This window comes from Kitasatospora sp. NPDC048407, from assembly GCF_043200475.1.
In the GTDB taxonomy this organism is placed as follows: domain Bacteria; phylum Actinomycetota; class Actinomycetes; order Streptomycetales; family Streptomycetaceae; genus Kitasatospora.
The window spans coordinates 219,732-237,660 of sequence record NZ_JBICXW010000003.1; the positions used below are offsets into that span (position 1 = coordinate 219,732).

Here is a 17,929-nt window from a genome sequence, read left to right on the forward strand (position 1 = left end):
GGTGGTTAACCTGGCGGCAGAGTTAACGCTCATTAACACGGGCTGGCCGGCTCGCCCTTCGGCCTGCCCGGATCCGAATCCGAGGGCAAGGGAGCTCTTGGGATGGTCCCCTCTTCGGCACCGACCTCATCGTGGTCTCCGGCTTCGCCGCGAAGCGCTGCCGCATCCACACCGCTGGTACCGCTGTTCGGCGCGGCCGCCGCACCGGCGCCCCGACTGGAGAGCGCGGTCGATCCGGCATCACCTGCCGGACTCGCCAACGCGCAGGCCCACCGGGAGCTGGTCGCCGAGCTGCGCGACAAGCTCGCGGCGGCGGCGCTCGGCGGCGGCGAGAAGGCGCGCGCCAAGCACACGGCCCGCGGCAAGCTCCTGCCCCGGGACCGGGTGGACACCCTGCTCGACCCCGGTTCGCCCTTCCTGGAGCTGGCCCCGCTGGCGGCCGACGGCCTGTACGACGGGGCCGCCCCCGCCGCCGGCGTGGTGGCCGGCATCGGACGGGTCGCCGGGCGCGAAGTCCTGGTGGTGGCGAACGACGCCACCGTCAAGGGCGGCACCTACTACCCGATGACGGTGAAGAAGCACCTGCGGGCGCAGGAGGTGGCCTTGGAGAACAGGCTGCCCTGCATCTACCTGGTGGACTCGGGCGGTGCCTTCCTGCCGATGCAGGACGAGGTGTTCCCCGACCGCGACCACTTCGGCCGGATCTTCTACAACCAGGCGCGCCTGTCCGCCGCCGGGATCCCGCAGATCGCGGCGGTGCTCGGCTCGTGCACCGCGGGCGGGGCCTACGTTCCGGCGATGAGCGACCAGGCCGTGATCGTCCGCAACCAGGGCACCATCTTCCTCGGCGGCCCGCCGCTGGTGAAGGCCGCCACCGGAGAGGTGGTGACCGCCGAAGAGCTCGGCGGCGGCGACCTGCACTCGCGTACCTCCGGCGTGACGGACCACCTGGCGGAGGACGATGCGCACGCGCTCTCCATCGTCCGCACCATCGTGGCCGGGCTCGGCCCGCGCACGGCAAAGCCCTGGCCGCTCGCCCCGGTCGAGCCGCCCGCGGTCGACCCGGCCGGCCTGTACGGCGCCGTGCCGGTGGACCCGCGCACCCCTTATGACGTGCGCGAGGTGATCGCCCGGCTGGTCGACGGCAGCCGCTTCGCCGAGTTCAAGGCCGAGTACGGCACCACCCTGGTGACCGGGTTCGCCCGCATCCACGGACATCCGGTCGGCATCGTCGCCAACAACGGCGTGCTGTTCGCCGAGTCCGCGCTCAAGGGCGCGCACTTCATCGAATTGTGCGACCAGCGGGGCATCCCCCTCCTCTTCCTGCAGAACATCACAGGCTTCATGGTGGGTCGCCAGTACGAGGCCGGCGGCATCGCCAAGCACGGCGCCAAGATGGTCACCGCGGTGGCCTGCACCCGGGTGCCGAAGCTGACCGTGGTGATCGGCGGTTCGTACGGCGCGGGCAACTACTCGATGTGCGGACGGGCCTACTCGCCTCGCTTCCTGTGGATGTGGCCGAACGCGAAGATCTCCGTGATGGGCGGGGAGCAGGCGGCCTCCGTGCTGGCCACGGTCCGACGCGACCAGTTCGAAGCCCGGGGAGAGGACTGGCCGGCCGAGGCCGAGGACGAGTTCAAGCGCCCGGTCCGCGAGCAGTACGAGCGGCAGGGCAACGCCTACTACGCCACCGCGCGACTGTGGGACGACGGCGTGATCGACCCCATGCAGACCCGTACCGTGCTCGGCCTGGCGCTCACCGCCTGCGCCAACGCCCCGCTCGCCGAACCCCGCCCGTACGGGGTCTTCCGAATGTGACGCCCCACCGGAGGGCCGAGCCACGAACCGGTCACCGCTCCTGATGCATCGTCAATTCGCTCACCCGTTCTTCTCGCAACGGAGGCACACCTCCATGTTCGACACCGTGCTCGTCGCCAACCGCGGCGAGATCGCGCTGCGGGTGATCCGCACCCTGCGGCGGCTGGGCGTGCGCTCGGTCGCCGTGCACAGCGACGCGGACGCGGACGCCCCGCACGTCCGGGCCGCCGATCTGGCCGTCCGACTCGGGCCCGCCGACCGGAGCGACAGCTCGGCCGCCGAGACGTACCTGCGCACCGACCTGATCCTCGACGCCGCCCGCCGAACCGGCGCGCAGGCCGTCCACCCCGGCTACGGGTTCCTCGCCGAGAACCCCGCGTTCGCCGAGGCCTGCACGCAGGCCGGGCTGGTCTTCATCGGCCCGCCGCCGGCTGCGGTGGAGCTGATGGGCGACAAGATCAACGCCAAGGAGGCCGTTCGGGCCGCCGGAGTGCCCGTCGTCCCCGGCAGTGAGGACGGCGCGCCCAGCGACGAGCAGCTGATCGAGGCGGCGACCCGGATCGGCTACCCGGTGCTGCTCAAGCCCTCGGCCGGCGGCGGCGGCAAGGGCATGCGCCTGGTCCGCGACGCGGCCGAGCTGCCCGCCGAGCTCGCCGCCGCCCGCCGGGTGGCCCGCACCGCGTTCGGCGACGACACCCTGCTGCTGGAGCGCTGGGTGGACCAGCCGCGCCACATCGAGGTGCAGGTCCTGGCCGACACCCACGGCCGAACCGTCCACCTCGGCGAGCGCGAATGCAGTCTCCAGCGCCGCCATCAGAAACTCATCGAAGAGGCTCCTTCCGTCCTGTTGAACGCCCCGACCCGGGCCGCGATGGGCGCGGCCGCGGTACGTGCCGCCGAAGCCTGTGGTTACACCGGCGCCGGCACGGTCGAGTTCATCGTTCCCGGCGGGAACCCCGCGGGGCCCGGCGCGGACGACGTTCTCGACTTCTTCTTCATGGAGATGAACACCCGCCTCCAGGTGGAACACCCCGTCACGGAACTGGCCGTCTCCGTCAACGGCCCCGATGGCCCGCAGCGGCTCGACCTGGTCGAGTGGCAGCTGCGCGTCGCCGCGGGCGAAGACCTGTCCTTCACACAGTCCGACATCTCCTTCCTGGGCCACGCGATCGAGGCCCGCATCTGCGCCGAGGACCCGGAACGGGACTTCCTGCCCACCGGCGGCGAGGTACTGCTACTGGACGAACCCTCGGGTGAGGGCATCCGGGTGGACTCCGGAATCGCACCCGGCGACCGGATCGGCAGCTTGTACGACCCGATGCTCGCCAAGGTGATCGCGTACGGGCCCGACCGTCCCACTGCGATCCGTCGACTGCGGGCCGCGCTTGCCGAGACCCGCATCCTGGGCGTCACCACCAACACCGGCTACCTGCGCCGGCTGCTGGCTCAGCCCGAGGTGACGGCAGGTCGGCTCGACACCGGCCTGGTGGAACGCAGCGCCCAGCAGGACCCCTCCCAGCTGAGCTCTCCGTACACCCGACCCGAAACGATCGACCTGCTCTACTTCGCCGCCGCACTGGTGCGACAGCTCGAACTCGGCCACGCCGGCGCCTCCGACGGCTGGACCGATCCCTTCTCCCTCCCTTCGGGATGGCGGCTTGGCGGCGAGGCCGCATGGACCACGCACCGGCTCCGGCTTGCCGGCCGCGACCCGGTTGCCGTGCGTTGCCGAATGACTACCAGCAGTGAATTCGAGAGCGCTATCGGTTTTTCCGCCGCAACCGCCCCCGAGTGGGAGGTCCGGCTCGACGAGGGCCCGGCCCGGAAGGCCCGCGCGACTCGGGACGGAAACCTGCTCCGCCTTGCGGTTGACGGCCTGCAGGCCACTTTCACGGTCGCCGAGGAGCGCACCGCCGGGGGCATCACGCACTGGCTCGGCGTCGACGGAGACGCTTGGCCCGTTCACCCGTTCGATGCAATCGCCGAGCGCGCCGCCGCCGGCTCCGCCCACCACGGCACCCTCACCGCTCCGATGCCCGGCACCGTCACCGTGGTGAAGGTCGAGGCCGGCGAACGCGTCAGCCGCGGGCAGGCGCTGCTGGTCCTTGAGGCCATGAAGATGGAGCACGTCATCTCCGCGCCGCACGACGGCACCGTCGAGGATCTCCGGGTCACCGCCGGCGCGACCGTCGCGATGGACGAGCCCCTGGTTGCGGTTGCCCCCGACGACGAGGAAGCCACCACCACCATCAAGACGGAGGCCGAACTCAGCGCCGGAGCGGGAGCCCACACCACCGCCGGGGCGGAAGCCGACCCCACCGCGAAGCTGACGGAGGCTGCAGGATGACCACCACTCCCGACCGGGCCACCCCTGAGCCGACCGTGCTGGAACTCGGCCTGCCGAATCCTGTGCGCGACCCCGAGCTGCCCGCCCGAGTACGAATCCACGAGGTCGGCGCACGCGACGGGCTGCAGAACGAGGGCGGTCTCGTCCCGGTGGAGGTCAAGGCCGAATTCATCGCCCGGCTCGCCGCCGCCGGGCTGCGCACCGTCGAGGCCACCAGCTTCGTCCACCCCAAGTGGGTACCGCAGCTGGCCGATGCCGAGGAGCTGATGCCGCGGCTGGCCGAACTCCCCGCTCGGTACCCGGGCCTGCGTCTGCCGGTCCTGGTGCCCAACGAGCGCGGGCTGGATCGGGCGCTGGCCCACCACGCCGGCGAGGTCGCCGTGTTCGCCAGCGCCACCGAGACATTCGCCCGGCGCAACCTCAACCGCTCGGCGGACGAGGCGATGGCCATGTTCCGGCCCGTGGTCGAACGCGCCACGGCCGCGGGCGTCCCGGTGCGCGGCTACCTGTCGATGTGCTTCGGCGACCCGTGGGAGGGGCCCGTCCCGATCCCCCAGGTGGTCCGGCACGGCCTGACGCTGCTGGAGATGGGTTGCACCGAGCTGAGCCTCGGCGACACCATCGGCGTCGCGACCCCCGGTCAAGTCAAGGCACTGATCGACGAATTCACTCGTTCCGGCGTACCGATCGACCAGGTCGCGGTGCACTTCCACGACACCTACGGGCAGGCGCTGGCCAACACGCTGGCCGCGCTCCGCTCCGGGGTGACGGTGGTGGACGCCTCCGCCGGCGGCCTCGGCGGCTGCCCGTACGCCAAGAGCGCGACCGGCAATCTGGCGACCGAGGACCTGGTCTGGATGCTGCACGGCCTGGGCATCGAGACCGGCGTCGACCTGGCGGCGCTCGCCGACACCAGCGGCTGGATGGCGCGCCACCTCGGTCGCCCCAGCCCCTCGCGGACCGTCCGCGCCCTGCTCGGGCCCACGGCCTGAGGTCCGACTCAACAACCCCCACCCGGCCCACCAGGCCTCGATCCCGGGAGGATCACCCGTGCTCGACCACCGGCTGAGCAGTGACTACGAGGAACTCCGCCGCACTGTCGCGGAGTTCGCCAACGACGTGGTTGCGCCGAAGATCGGCGAATACTACGAGCAGAATGAATTCCCGTACGAAATTATTCGGGAAATGGGACGGATGGGCCTGTTCGGACTGCCCTTCCCCGAGGAGTACGGCGGCATGGGCGGCGACTACTTCGCGCTCTGCCTGGCCTTGGAGGAATTGGCCCGGGTCGATTCCTCGGTGGCAATCACCCTGGAGGCGGCGGTCTCGCTCGGCGCCATGCCGATCTACCTCTTCGGCACCGAGGAGCAGAAGCGCGAGTGGCTGCCGAAGTTGACGTCCGGCCAGATGCTCGGCGCGTTCGGCCTGACCGAGCCCGAGGGTGGCACCGACGCGGGTGGGACGCGCACCACCGCGCGCTACGACGCGGCCACCGACGAGTGGGTGATCAACGGCAGCAAGTGCTTCATCACCAATTCCGGAACCGATATTACCGGGCTGGTGACCGTCACCGCACTGACCGAACCGATCGCACATTCGAGTGACGAGGGCGTAAATAGCTCGCCCACGAGGGAAATCTCCTCCATTATCGTTCCCACTGGAACCCCCGGGTTCCAGGTGTCGAAGAAGTACTCGAAGGTCGGGTGGAACGCCTCCGACACCCGCGAACTGTCCTTCACCGACTGCCGAGTTCCTGCGGCCAACCTTCTCGGTCGCCAGGGCCGCGGCTACGCCCAGTTCCTTCGCATCCTCGACGAGGGCCGCATCGCCATCGCGGCCCTGGCCACCGGCCTGGCCCAGGGATGCGTCGACCAGTCACTGTCCTACGCCGGCACCCGCCGCGCCTTCGGCCGGCCGATCGGCGCCAACCAGGTCATCCAGTTCAAGCTCGCCGACATGGAGATGCGCGCACACACCTCCCGCCTGGCCTGGCGGGACGCCGCCTCCCGGCTGCTGCACTCCGAGCCCTTCAAGAAGGAGGCAGCCATTGCCAAGCTGTTCGCCTCCGAGGCTGCGGTCGACAACGCTCGCGAGGCGACCCAGATCCACGGCGGCTACGGCTTCATGAACGAGTACCCGGTCGCCCGGTTCTGGCGCGACTGCAAGATCCTCGAGATCGGCGAGGGCACTTCCGAGGTCCAGCGCATGCTGATCGCGCGCGAGCTCGGCGTGAACTCCTGAACCTCGCACTGACACAACCCTGCTGACGGCTCAGTACCTGCGGGAGCGTCCGGACCTGTCGTATCCCGGATCCACCTGCAGGTCGGTCCGCCGGTCAAGGTTGAAACAGCGGCAGAGCCGATGTCCTGGCGTCGGTGTCGATCTGGTCGTAGCGCTCCAACGCCAGTTGGAACGCGGTCGGCTGGATCCGCACCGCGCCGGAGAACGGCCCGCTCATCACCGCCACCATGCTCACCCCGAACGCCACGGAGGCTCCCACGAAGCACATCAGCATCAGATTGCGTGTGTTGGCCATCAGGCCGATCACCGATGGCGTGGCCAGGACGAACACCGCGCCCACCAGTAGGCCACCGATCGCCACCACCGGCACGGACGCACGAATATCACCCAGTCGCGCGTTCCGCATGGCGTTGACGTCGGACAGGCTGCGCAGCACATCGGTCCGCGCGCTCGTCGCCGCTGCGGTCTGCACCGTCGCGTGATCGACTGCGGCCCGCACCTCGTCGGCCGCCTGCCAGGCGGCCTGGCTACCGACGTCGTGCTGCATCGCCTTCCACTCGTCGTCGATCACCACCCTGGTGTAGTTCCGTAGCCGGTCCCGCACCAGCGACCGGTCGGCGGCCGGCAGCCCACCGGCGTTCCAGTAGGCCTCCGCGAGAGCCCGTGACTCCTCGTAGGTGTGCTGGCGGGCCGAGTTCAGCTGCTGCCAAGTGCCGGCGATGCTGAAACCGAGGAACAGCGCGAAGAAGCCGAGGATCGCCGCCCCGGCAAAGGACAGCGCCTGCGGTGTCGTGGACCCCTCCCGCGCCCGCTTGGTCTGCCCCAGCAACAGACCGATCACCAGCGCGAGCGCCGCGCCCGACACGACGGCGATCGCGACGATCAGCATCGCCACCGCCCGTTCCCACTGCCCAGGGCACCCCGCACCGCACCGGGCCGCCTGCCGTGGACGGTCGCCAACGGCCGGACGGCGAACGCGCCCGCCTGCTGAGCACCGCTCCTTGACTCGACAACAGTTGCGCCATCGACGACCCCGCGCATCGACCGGTCGGCTACCGACCCGCCCCCGGCCGGTCGGATCATCTCTCCGTAGGCGATCACCGCCGCCACCGGCCCCGAACGGAGAACGCTGCCGCCAGCACGCACAGCACAGGAAGGAGAATCACCAACAGCAGCATCATCACCTGGGTGATGCCCCACGGGTTGTCCTCACCCTCCTGGGGCGTCCGGTCCTCGTCCCCGGCGGCCTGCGCCTGCCCGCCCGGCGATTGCCCGCTGCCCGACGCCCTCGATCCGGGGCTCGCACCCGCGAGCGTGCCCTGGTTCTGCCCTGCGGGTGCTCCCTCGCTCCGCCCTGCAGTCGCAGCCGAGGTCGGGCCGAGTGCTGCCACCCCACCACTCACCAGGCTCTCGCCGGGGTTCGTCGCGCCGACCCCAACCGGGATTCCGCCAGGCCCAGTTGAAGCGCCGACCGTACCCGGCGCCGCAAAGGGCGAAGCCGGCAGCGCGAAGGCTGTCCCGCCGGGGAGCAGCACCGGTGCTGCTCCCGGCAGGAACGGCGTCAGCAGCTGCCCTGCGGCGGCGGCTGCTACTGCTGCTGCTGCTGGCTGCCCCGGGGCAGCGGCGGCCTGCTGCCCGGGCACGGCCGCAGCAGCCCCTCCGGCCGGGACGGGCACAGGAAGCAACCCTGCCGGGGCCGCCACCGCTCCAGCAGCTGCGCCGACGCCTCCGGCGCCAGGAATGGCGGCGCCGGGAGCCCCGACCGAACCCGCGCCGGCTCCTGCCCCTGCCCCGGCTCCGGCTCCCGCACCCACGCCTCCGCCAGCGCCAGTACCCGCACCCGCACCCGCACCCGCACCCGCACCCGCACCCGCACCCGCACCCGCACCCGCACCCGCACCCGCACCCGCACCCGGGATCGTGCCACCGCCCGGGATCGTGCCACCGCCCGGGGCTGCGCCTCCGCCGGCCGGGGTGGACGCGGTCGGCGCTGTGGTCGTCGGGGTGGGGCTGAGCCCGTCGTAGGATCCGGGGGCGTCGGCGAAGACCTGGCGCGGTGCTTGGCGGTTGCCGTCCGGGCCGACGGTTGCGTCGTCCGCCAGGCCCTGGGCTTGCGCCGTGCCGGTCTGGTGGCCTGGGAGGGCAGTACCGGCTGCCTGGCAGTCGACGCTCTGCCCGGGGGTGAGGGTGTGGCCGCCGTCGGGGCCCGAGCAGCTCACTGGCCCAACATCGGGCAGCCCCTCGACCACGGAGATGTCGGTGATCGGGACATCGCCGAACGCCTCCAGGCGGTAGTGGAGTTCAACGGTCCCGCCGACCTCGGCCAGGGCTCTCGACACAGCGCGGCGGGTACTCACGGACGGCGCCACCTCCCGCACGGACCGATGGGCGACACCGGTGCCGGTGGGCGCTCCCACGCGGGTGAGGGCAAGACCGGCGGTGATGCCCAGGTAGCCGGCGGTTGCATCGGCGTGGGCCTGCGGCAGCCGGCCGGGGGGCTCGGTGACGGCCTCGGCAGTGGCGGTGACCTGGACGATCTGGAACCCACCCGTGGCCGTGAACGAGGCGGTGCAGTCGAGGCTGCCGCCCGGCGGGATGCTTCGGCCGGCATCGCATTGGGTTTGGCCGCCCGGCAGTTGAGGATCGTTCAGCAGGAGGTCGGCGAGCTGGTACTCGGCATGGTTGGTGAGGTGGTAGGTCCGGGTGGCCACCTCATCGGCGCGGAGTCGCACGCCGAGGTCGGTACTGGTGTTGGTGCTGACGCTGAGCGTCAGGGCGTCGCGCACCTCCCCGCCTCGGGTGGTGCCAGGTTCCGAAGTCCAGGCCCCAAGGACGGTCGGCACCAGTAGGACGGCTCCGACCAGGGGAGACCGGGAGCGGCCAGCAGGCACCGTCGCCGCGGCCCGCGATTTCTGAGCTAGTAAGCCGATATGACGATTGGTCACCTACGAATGCTTCACCACGTCCCGGTTCGGCGGCTGACGTGACGCACACCGCGACGCCGGAACGACTCATTCGGCCGTAACCAGCTGCCGGAAGTCCCTGTGCCGCGAGCCGTTGCAAGCCGTTGCGAGCCGTCCGGCGCCGCGGGTGGCCGGTTCCTCCCGCCCTCATCCGGCCATGATCCGACAGTCGCGACAGCAGGTGTGGGCGGACGGCCCGGAGGATGCGGCGCGAGACAAGGCGAGACAGGGCGAGACAAGGCGAGGCGGAAACGGGGCGCGGCCGGGTCGGTCAGGGGATGACGATGACCGGACGGTTCGCGCGGCGGGCGAGGCGGCCGGAGACCGAGCCGAAGATCTTCCCGAGCAGCCCGTGGGTGCTGCCGACCACGATGGCGTCCGCGGCGTACTCCCGGCCGACCTCTTCGATCTCGTGGCAGATGTCCCCACCCCGTTCGACCAGGATCCACGGGACGCCGGAGAGGAAGTCGGCGCAGGCGAGTTCGAGGCCGAGGATCTCGGTGCGCTGGTCGGGGAGGTCCACGAAGACGGGCGGCTCGCAGCCGGCCCAGACCGTGGCGGGGAGGCGGTTGGCGACGTGGACGATCACCAGTCCGCACTGGGAGCGGCGGGCCATGCCGACGGCGTAGGCCAAGGCACGTTCGCTGGAGAGCGAGCCGTCGAAGCCGACCACCACGCCGTGCTGGAACTGGGGGTCGCAGGCGCGGGAGCCGTGCTCCTGGAGCTGCGGTTCCCCTTCACCGTCGCGGCGGCCGACGGTCGGACGGGAACTGTCGGTCATCGCGTCCTCCGCAGTGCCGGATCGTGGGGCGGCGGCGGGATCAGCCGCCGGGCCGGGGGTGGCAGGAGTGGGGTGTTCCGGGCCGTCGGGCCCCGGTCGGTCCGGACGGCGCCGGCGGGCCGGGCGTCCGAACACGCCCGCGCGCCCGCCCCTGCGCCCACGCGGGACTGCCCAACTCGTCGAGATAGAACGGCCGGAGGGGCCAGCGGCGCCCGTCCCGTCGGAACGCTCGGGCACGTCCTCGGCGGCTCGTCCAACCGCGTCACTGCGTCCGCCCACATCACTGCGACCGCCCCCATCACTGCGACCGGCCGCATCACCGCGTCCGCCCCCATCACTGCGACCGGCCGTGTCACCGCGCCCGCGTCCGTCGGTGCCACCGTGTCCGGCGACGTCTGGGCGGCGTGCCGGGTCGGCTCCCGGCGGGGTGCCGAGGAGCTCGGCAGTGGACCTGTCGTCCCGCGAACTGCCGTGGGCAGAACCGGAAGGCTCTCGACCAGCCATGGCTCAAAACTCTTCAACCGGGATGGGCCTGCACAGGGGGACACGGCGGCGGACCGCCCTGGCCCGGGGGAAGGCACGACCGCGGTGGCGGACCGTTCGGAAACGACTACCACCGTTGGCGACCTGTGCCTTTCAGAGTACGGCGCGGAATGGGCCGCACCCAGCGGCGAAGCCCTCGGTACGACCAGGTTCCCGCTTGTGGGGGAATCACACGCCGGCGTGTGCGCCCCTTCTGCAGCGGGTTCCATGGAGCTTGACCGACGAGCGCCGTACGCGCAACTGGGCAGGCACACAACGTGATCCGACTGTCATCGCCAGAGATCGTCCCTGCCCGTGGACGGTGCGGGTGAATGGTCAACCCGGGCCGGGCAAGGCAGTTGCCGGGGCACGGAAGGGGAATTCGGGTGATCACGGCCCGAGTTGGGGGCGTACCAGCCCGATTCGGCCAATTCGTGGGAATTCGATTCGCCTTTGGCAATTGCCACCTGCATATGGGGCGCCCGCTGGCACCATGCGAGACATGCCGCTGCTCCTGTTCGACCTCGACAACACCTTGCTGCCCAGGGATGCCGCGTTCCGGGCCTGGGCGGAGGACTTCCTCGCCGAGAACGGTCTGCCCGCCGGTGACCTCGACTGGCTGGTCATGCTCGACGGCAGCGGTTACGTACCGCGCAGCACCGTACTGGGCGCGGCAAAGCGTCGCTACGGCCTCGACCGGTCGGTCGAGTCGATGCTCGGGCACTACCGCCACGGCATCAACTCCCATATCAGCTGCCCCGATTCGCATTCGAGCGCGCTACGTGCGGCCCGCGAGGCCGGGTGGACGCTGGGGATCGTCAGCAACGGCGGGACGCTGCCGCAGTTGGAGAAGATCCGGCTCACCGGGCTCGCCGCCCTGGTGGACGGCTGGGTCATCTCGGAGGAGGCCCGCTGCGTCAAACCGGATCCGCTGATCTTCGAAATCGCGGCGCGGCGCTGCGGGTTCCGCCCGGTGGGGGACTGGACTGCGCAGACCTGGATGGTCGGCGACTACGGTCCGTCCGACATCGCGGGCGCGGAGGCCACCGGGCTCCGCAGTGTCTGGCTGCACCACGGCCGCCCCTGGGCCGAACGCGGCTACCGCCCGACCGTCAGCGCGCCGGACCTTCCGGAGGCGGTGCGCGTGATCCTCGGCACCGCCGAACACCCCACCGCCGGACACCCCACTGCCGAACACCCCACCACCGCCCGGCACTTCGCCGCCCGGCACTTCGCCACCGGGGCAGCCGGCCGCAAGCGCCCGCCGCGCACCCGCCTCGCCATCCCGGCCTCCAGGTTGGCCCCGGCCCCCTCCCCCGCCCCCGACGGGCCGAAGGCGCCCCTCGCCCAGCCCGCATCGTTCACCGGGGCAGTGCCGCTGATGCCTCTCGAGCCCGCCGCGCCGCCCGTCCGACCGTCCGCCGCCCAGGCGCAGGCTCGGCCCTCGGTTCAGGGCCACTGGAGCGACACCTCGGCCGCCGCCGGCTGAGGCGGGAGAGGCGCCCGAACTCCCGCCCGGTGAGGTCGAGTTACCACCAGCCGCAGTCGCCACGGGACCGACCGCGCAGGAGACCGACGGGCCATCCGGCCGACGCCACGCCCCAGGGCCGCCCAACACGCCTCCAAACCGCCCGAGTTGGGCCCACGCGGCACCCGGTCGCCCGGCGGCCCGGCAGCGCGCCCCGGAGGGTGCGAGCGGCCCCTCCGCAAGGGGGTTGGATTCGGACGAATGTGCGGCACTGACCCCAACGGGGTGGGTCACCGGAGGGGTTGGCCGACCGATGGCGGTCGTGGGGCGGGTGGGGCCTGTGGGGCTGGAGTGGTGGGAGGGAAATGGGGGGTACGAAGTGACGGAGTGTGAGGTGGGAGGCGGTCGAAGGTGGCCGATTCGGGTTGCGCCGGGGGGCTGACGGGGCGCGGGGATCTTGGCTCAGGTGTGCGCTGTGGCGCATGGGAGGTAGGTTCGCGCCCCCGATTTGAACCGTATGTTTTCGGCCAACTTGCGGGCCCGACCCGCCGTTCGGGCAAAGCCGCAGCACACAGTGGCCGGCGGGTGCGCCGCCGGCGGGTGAATCATGAACAGGTCGTGCGACAACCAGCCACGGTTGTCCGCGCCCCCTTCACAGCGGGGTCGACGGGTGCCACGCTTCGTGATCGAATGCTTCACGCCAAATTGCCATGTCGACATAGCGTCGGATGGTGAACTTGTCACAACAGCAACGGTCCACCAAGTAGATTCGATCTTGGCTCGCAGAGCGGCAGCCGGGACCACCACACCACCGAGGGGGCTGGAGCGCCTTGAGCAGGGTGAGCAGGAGCGACGCGGGTCCTGAAGGCGGCCGCCAGCCGTCAGTCCCTCCCGGTGGTGGAGCGAGACTCGGCAAGTTCGTTGGTGCGGCTCCCGGTTCACTCGGCGTCGGTTCGAACGGACATCAGCCCTACGGCAGCAGCGGCACCTTGACTCAGAGTCAGTACGGCGTGACCTCGACTCAGCAGCCCCAGTCCACCACCGCCGGTCACGGCGGTCTCGCCGCCGGACCGTCCAACTCCTCGATCGCTGGCGGCAATTCGGGCGGATCGGACGCGCTCGCCGCCACCGGACCGGGTGTGCTGGGTGCGCCGCGGAAGCTTGCGGGGCGGCGGCGGCGCGAGACGGTCGCGGTGCTGCTGTTCAGTGGGGCACCGATCTTCGAGAGCTCGATCCCGCTGTCGGTGTTCGGCGTGGACCGCCAGGACGCCGGAGTCCCCCGCTACCGCCTGCTGGTGTGCGCCGGCGAGGAGGGGCCGCTGACCACCACCGGCGGGCTGACCCTCACCGCACCGTACGGGCTGGAGGCGCTGTCCCGGGCCGGCACCATCGTGGTGCCCGCCTGGCGTTCGATCTCGCAGCCGCCGCCGGTCGAGGCCATCGCCGCCCTGCGCAAGGCGCACCACGAGGGGGCCCGGATCATCGGCCTCTGCACCGGCGCCTTCGTCCTGGCCGCGGCGGGGCTGCTCGACGGCCGTCCGGCGACCACGCACTGGATGTACGCGCCTACGCTGGCCAAGCGCTACCCGCGGGTGCACGTCGATCCGCGCGAGCTGTTCGTGGACGACGGCGACGTGCTGACCTCCGCCGGGACCGCGGCCGGCATCGACCTCTGTCTGCACGTGGTCCGCAGCGACCACGGCGCCGAGGCCGCCAACGCGCTCGCCCGCAGGCTGGTGGTGCCCAACCGGCGCGGTGGCGGAGGTCAGGCCCAGTACATCGATCAGTCTTTACCTGAAGAGATCGGCAACGACCCGCTGGCCGAGGTGGTCACCTGGGCGTTGGAGAACCTCAACCAGCAGTTCGACGTCGAGGTCCTGGCGGCCCGCGCCTACATGTCGCGGCGCACGTTCGACCGCCGGTTCCGCACGCTCACCGGCAGCGCCCCGCTGCAGTGGCTGATCACCCAGCGGGTGCTGCAGGCGCAGCGGCTGCTGGAGACCTCCGACCTGTCGGTGGATGACGTCGCGCGTCGCTGCGGCTTCCGTTCCCCGGTGGCGTTGCGCGGTCACTTCCGCCGCCAGCTCGGGGTTTCCCCGGCCGCGTACCGGACCACCTTCCGGGCCCGGCGTCCGGCGGCCGGCAACTCGGCGATGCCCTCGGCGGGTGTCCCGGCCGAGCGGGCGGCGGGTGCGCTGGGCGGTCCGGGGGCGGGTCCGGGCGGGCACGGCCAGCAGGGCCAGGGCCCGGCCGGGAACACCGGGGTGACGCATGGTCAGGGTGCAGCGGGCGTGAACGGTCCGGGCACGGGCGGTTCCGGCCTCGGCGGTCCGGGCGTGGGTGGCCCGGCCGGTGCGGCGGGACGGCCTCGGCAGCGTCCGCTGGTGCCGTCGCAGGCCGGTCCGCCGGCGGGGGCGTTCGGTGCGCGGCTGCCGGAACGTCCGGGCGACCCGCGGTACGTCGCCCGCCCGGCCGGTGGCACGGGCGCGGGCGCGAATGCGGCACAGCCGGGTGGCGGCCCGGGCGGGCAGTCGGGCGTCCCGTACCCGAGCGCCCATCAAGGTCCCCCGCCCGCACATGCGCACGCGCAGCCGTCGCCGGGCCAGCCGGTGCGGCCGAGTGCGGCGTACCCGGGCGGTCGCGGCTCGTCGCCGGCCGACCGGCCCGACCGTTCCAACCTGCTCGACGGTGCGGAGCGCGCCGAGCGGAAGGACCGGCCGGTGGAGCACGCGATCGCGGAGGACCCGGACGGCCAGCAGCCGAGCGCCCGGGGTCAGCGGGTGGCACACCGCCCGGAGACCGAGTCGGAGCGAGGGGCGCGCGGGACGGCGGACTTCGGTCCGGACGGCGCGCGTGCAGTGTCGGGGGCGCGCGACCGCGCCGTAGGCTGAGGGGCGTGAATGACCGCTTGGTATGGATCGACTGTGAGATGACCGGCCTCGACCTCGATCGGGACGCCCTGATCGAGGTCGCCGCCCTGGTGACCGACTCCGAGCTGAACGTGCTCGGCGAGGGCGTGGATGTGATCATCCGCCCGCCCGCCGAGGCGCTGGCGAACATGCCCGAGGTGGTGCGTGAGATGCACACCGCCTCGGGCCTGCTCGACGAGCTCGCGGACGGCCTGACCATGGCCGAGGCCGAGGAACGGGTGCTGGCGTACATCCGCGAGCACGTGCCGGAGGCCGGCAAGACACCGCTGTGCGGCAACTCGGTGGCCACCGACCGCGGCTTCCTGTCCCGGGACATGCCGGAGCTGGAAGGCCACCTGCACTACCGGATAGTGGACGTCTCCTCGATCAAGGAGCTGGCCCGCCGCTGGTACCCCCGCGCCTACTACAACAGCCCACAGAAGGGCGGCAGCCACCGCGCGCTGGCAGACATCCGCGAGTCGATCGCCGAACTCCGGTACTACCGCGAGGCGGTGTTCGTTCCGCAGCCCGGTCCGGACGGCGACACCGCCCGGGAGATCGCTGCCCGCCACCAGGTGCCCACCACCTGACCAGGGCTCGGGTCCGGGCGCTCCGGGAAACCCTGGCGCAAGCACCCCTCAGCATCCTGTAGAGTTCTTCCTGTCGGAGCGGGAACGCGAAAGCGGGAAAGCGCCGGACAGATGGTGGGCGTAGCTCAGTTGGTAGAGCACCTGGTTGTGGTCCAGGTGGCCGCGGGTTCGAGTCCCGTCGCTCACCCCATCGAAGAAGGGCCCTGGCCAAGGGAATTGGCCAGGGCCCTTCTTGCATTCCCGGTTGCACTGCCGGAACGGCCGCCCTGCCTGTCGGGCGTGAATTCAATACCGGCCCCCACCTCGAACGACCGCACACCTGACAGCACATCAGCGGGTCCTCGGCCCGTGCACCGGTCCTCTCCACCGTGGACACCGTGGACGCCGAAGCTACCTGTCAGTAACATCGGCGCCATGACCACTACTGCGATCGGCCAGCTGCTCACCGACACCGTCCCGATGGTGAAGACCCTGCAGCTGGAGTACCTGGAGACCACCCCGGAGCGGGCCGTGCTGCGGCTGCCCGACCTGCCGGAGTACCGCAACCACGTGGGCGGGCCGCACGCGGGCGCGATGTTCACGCTGGCCGAGTCGGCGAGCGGCGCGATCGTGCTGGCCGCGTTCGGCGACCAGCTGGGCCGCGCGGTGCCGCTGCCCACCGTCGGCGAGATCTCCTTCAAGAAGCTCGCCCGCGGTGTGGTGACGGCCACGGCCACGCTGGGCCGCCCGGTCGCGGACGTGCTCGCCGAGCTGGACGAGGGCAAGCGCCCCGAGTTCCCGATCACCGTGGAGATCACCCGCGAGGACGGCGCCGTCACCGGCGTGCTGGAGATCGTCTGGACGCTGCGCCCCAACTCCTGACCGACTCGGGGCCCAGCGTCCACCCACCGGCAGGGCCCACCCGCCCCGGCGGTCAGGCGGAGTCGCGGACGACCAACTCGGTCGCCAGCACCACCTGCCGCCGGGCCCGGCCGCGTTCGGCGATCTCGTCCAGCAGCAGCCGGGCCATGGTGCGGCCCATCTCCTCGATCGGCTGGCGCACGCTGGTCATCGGCGGGTCGGTGTGCCGGGCCACGATCGAGTCGTCGAAGCCGATCACCGCGACGTCGTCGGGGATCCGCCGGCCGGCGGCGCGCAGCACCTGCATCGCGCCGGCCGCCATCACGTCGGACGCGCAGAACACGCCGTCCAGCTCGGGCCGCCGTGCCAGGAGTTCGCGCATCGCGACCCGGCCGCCCTCCTCGGTGAAGTCGGCCAGGCCGACCAGTTCCTCGTCGTAGGGGTGTCCGGACTCCTCCAGGGCCCGGCGGTAGCCGCCGAGTCGGGCTTGGGCGACCTCCATGTCCAGCGGGCCGGTGAGGGTGGCGACCTGGCGGCAGCCGCGCCGCAGCAGGTGCCGGACGGCCATCCGGGCGCCGCCGGCGTTGTCGGCGTGGACGTAGCTGAGCGGTTCGAGGTCGCCGCGCCGGCCGGCCAGCACGGACGGGATCTCCAGGCTCTCCAGCAGGGCGGGCAGCGGGTCGTCGCGGTGCACCGAGACGACCAGGACGCCGTCCACCCGCTGGGCGGTCAGGTAGGCCGAGAGGCGTTCGCGCTCGCGCTCGTTGCGGACCAGGATCAGCAGCAACTGCATGTCGGTCTCGGCGAGTTCGGCCGAGACGCCGCTGATGATGTCGGAGAAGTACGGCTCGGAGAACAGCCGGGTCTCGGCCTCGGGGACGACCAGCGCGATGGAGTCGGTGCGCGAGGTGACCAGGGTGCGCGCGGCCCGGTTGGGGACGTAGCCGAGTTCCGCGATGGCGTTCTGGACGGCCTCGCGGGCCTTGGCGCTGACCCGGGGCGAGCCGTTGACGACCCGGGAGACGGTGCCGCGGCCGACGCCGGCCAGCGCGGCCACCTCTTCCAGGGTGGGGCGCGCGGTGGCTCTGCCGCCGGCGCCCGGGTGGAGCGCTTCGGGGCGCTGTGCGGTCGGGCTCATCGCTGCACCTCTCGGTCTCTGTGACGGATGGGACGGGCGGGGCGGGCAGCACAGTTCCGGCGGGGCCCGCCCGGCGTCCCACGGACTGTTCATTGTGGCCGGTCCCCCGCCGTTCACGACCATCCGGGGCGCACCGCGATCAGGGCCTGTCCGGCCGATCGCGCCCGGCAGGATCGGCCGGACAGGCCCTCGTGCCGGGCGTCGCGACGGGGCGAAGGTTCCTGACGCGGCCCCAGGCCCGGGGCAGCCCGAAGCCCCGCCCCGCGCCCTACCCTCAACCGGCCGTGACCCCCCGAAAGCTCCGGCAACGTT

11 protein-coding genes, 1 tRNA gene and 1 pseudogene are annotated in these 17,929 nt (G+C 71.9%); 9 read left to right on the forward strand and 4 right to left on the reverse strand.

Going from position 1 to position 17,929, the window contains the following annotated elements:
* Positions 1-102 precede the first annotated feature (102 nt).
* From ACGFWJ_RS09070 to ACGFWJ_RS09085, 4 genes are all read left to right on the forward strand, one after another.
* A complete protein-coding gene (locus tag ACGFWJ_RS09070) occupies positions 103-1,818 on the forward strand; it encodes a carboxyl transferase domain-containing protein (RefSeq protein ID WP_392946846.1) in 1,716 nt (571 codons plus the stop codon).
* 94 nt (positions 1,819-1,912) lie between these two features.
* Positions 1,913-4,165: a biotin carboxylase N-terminal domain-containing protein gene (locus tag ACGFWJ_RS09075; RefSeq protein ID WP_392946848.1), complete on the forward strand. Its 2,253-nt coding sequence runs from the start codon at positions 1,913-1,915 to the stop codon at positions 4,163-4,165.
* Positions 4,162-5,157, forward strand: coding sequence for a hydroxymethylglutaryl-CoA lyase (locus tag ACGFWJ_RS09080; RefSeq protein ID WP_392946851.1), 996 nt, complete (start codon positions 4,162-4,164; stop codon positions 5,155-5,157). The genes ACGFWJ_RS09075 and ACGFWJ_RS09080 overlap by 4 nt, the downstream gene beginning before the upstream one ends.
* Positions 5,158-5,215: 58 nt before the next feature.
* Complete coding sequence (locus ACGFWJ_RS09085) at positions 5,216-6,406, forward strand: acyl-CoA dehydrogenase family protein (RefSeq protein ID WP_387647247.1); 1,191 nt, start codon at positions 5,216-5,218, stop codon at positions 6,404-6,406.
* Between the two features lie 94 nt (positions 6,407-6,500).
* Here ACGFWJ_RS09085 and ACGFWJ_RS09090 read toward each other — a convergent pair whose 3' ends face one another.
* The 3 genes from ACGFWJ_RS09090 to ACGFWJ_RS09100 form a co-directional block, all read right to left on the reverse strand.
* A complete protein-coding gene (locus ACGFWJ_RS09090) occupies positions 6,501-7,301 on the reverse strand; it encodes a hypothetical protein (protein WP_392946855.1) in 801 nt (266 codons plus the stop codon).
* Positions 7,302-7,994: 693 nt separating this feature from the next.
* Positions 7,995-8,333 (reverse strand): hypothetical protein, encoded by a 339-nt coding sequence (locus ACGFWJ_RS09095; protein ID WP_392946858.1) that lies wholly within the window; start codon positions 8,331-8,333, stop codon positions 7,995-7,997.
* A gap of 1,307 nt (positions 8,334-9,640) precedes the next feature.
* Positions 9,641-10,150: a universal stress protein gene (locus tag ACGFWJ_RS09100; RefSeq protein ID WP_380483760.1), complete on the reverse strand. Its 510-nt coding sequence runs from the start codon at positions 10,148-10,150 to the stop codon at positions 9,641-9,643.
* A gap of 1,024 nt (positions 10,151-11,174) precedes the next feature.
* On the opposite strand from ACGFWJ_RS09100, the gene ACGFWJ_RS09105 reads away from it, so the two are divergent.
* The 5 genes and pseudogenes from ACGFWJ_RS09105 (at position 11,175) to ACGFWJ_RS09125 (ending at position 16,500) form a co-directional block, all read left to right on the forward strand.
* Entirely contained in the window at positions 11,175-12,161 is a 987-nt protein-coding gene (locus ACGFWJ_RS09105) for an HAD family hydrolase (protein ID WP_392946862.1), read from the forward strand.
* 1,118 nt (positions 12,162-13,279) lie between these two features.
* Positions 13,280-14,354: pseudogene (locus ACGFWJ_RS09110) on the forward strand (helix-turn-helix domain-containing protein); the annotation flags it as partial.
* A gap of 682 nt (positions 14,355-15,036) precedes the next feature.
* On the forward strand, positions 15,037-15,639 hold the full coding sequence (gene orn / locus ACGFWJ_RS09115) for an oligoribonuclease (protein ID WP_387647258.1): 603 nt from the start codon (positions 15,037-15,039) through the stop codon (positions 15,637-15,639).
* A gap of 114 nt (positions 15,640-15,753) precedes the next feature.
* Positions 15,754-15,829, forward strand: a tRNA-His gene (locus ACGFWJ_RS09120).
* A 224-nt stretch (positions 15,830-16,053) separates the two neighbouring features.
* On the forward strand, positions 16,054-16,500 hold the full coding sequence (locus ACGFWJ_RS09125; RefSeq protein WP_073815179.1) for a DUF4442 domain-containing protein: 447 nt from the start codon (positions 16,054-16,056) through the stop codon (positions 16,498-16,500).
* 52 nt (positions 16,501-16,552) lie between these two features.
* On the opposite strand, the gene ACGFWJ_RS09130 is transcribed toward ACGFWJ_RS09125, so the two are convergent.
* Positions 16,553-17,617 (reverse strand): LacI family DNA-binding transcriptional regulator, encoded by a 1,065-nt coding sequence (locus ACGFWJ_RS09130; protein ID WP_387867785.1) that lies wholly within the window; start codon positions 17,615-17,617, stop codon positions 16,553-16,555.
* Positions 17,618-17,929 lie beyond the last annotated feature (312 nt).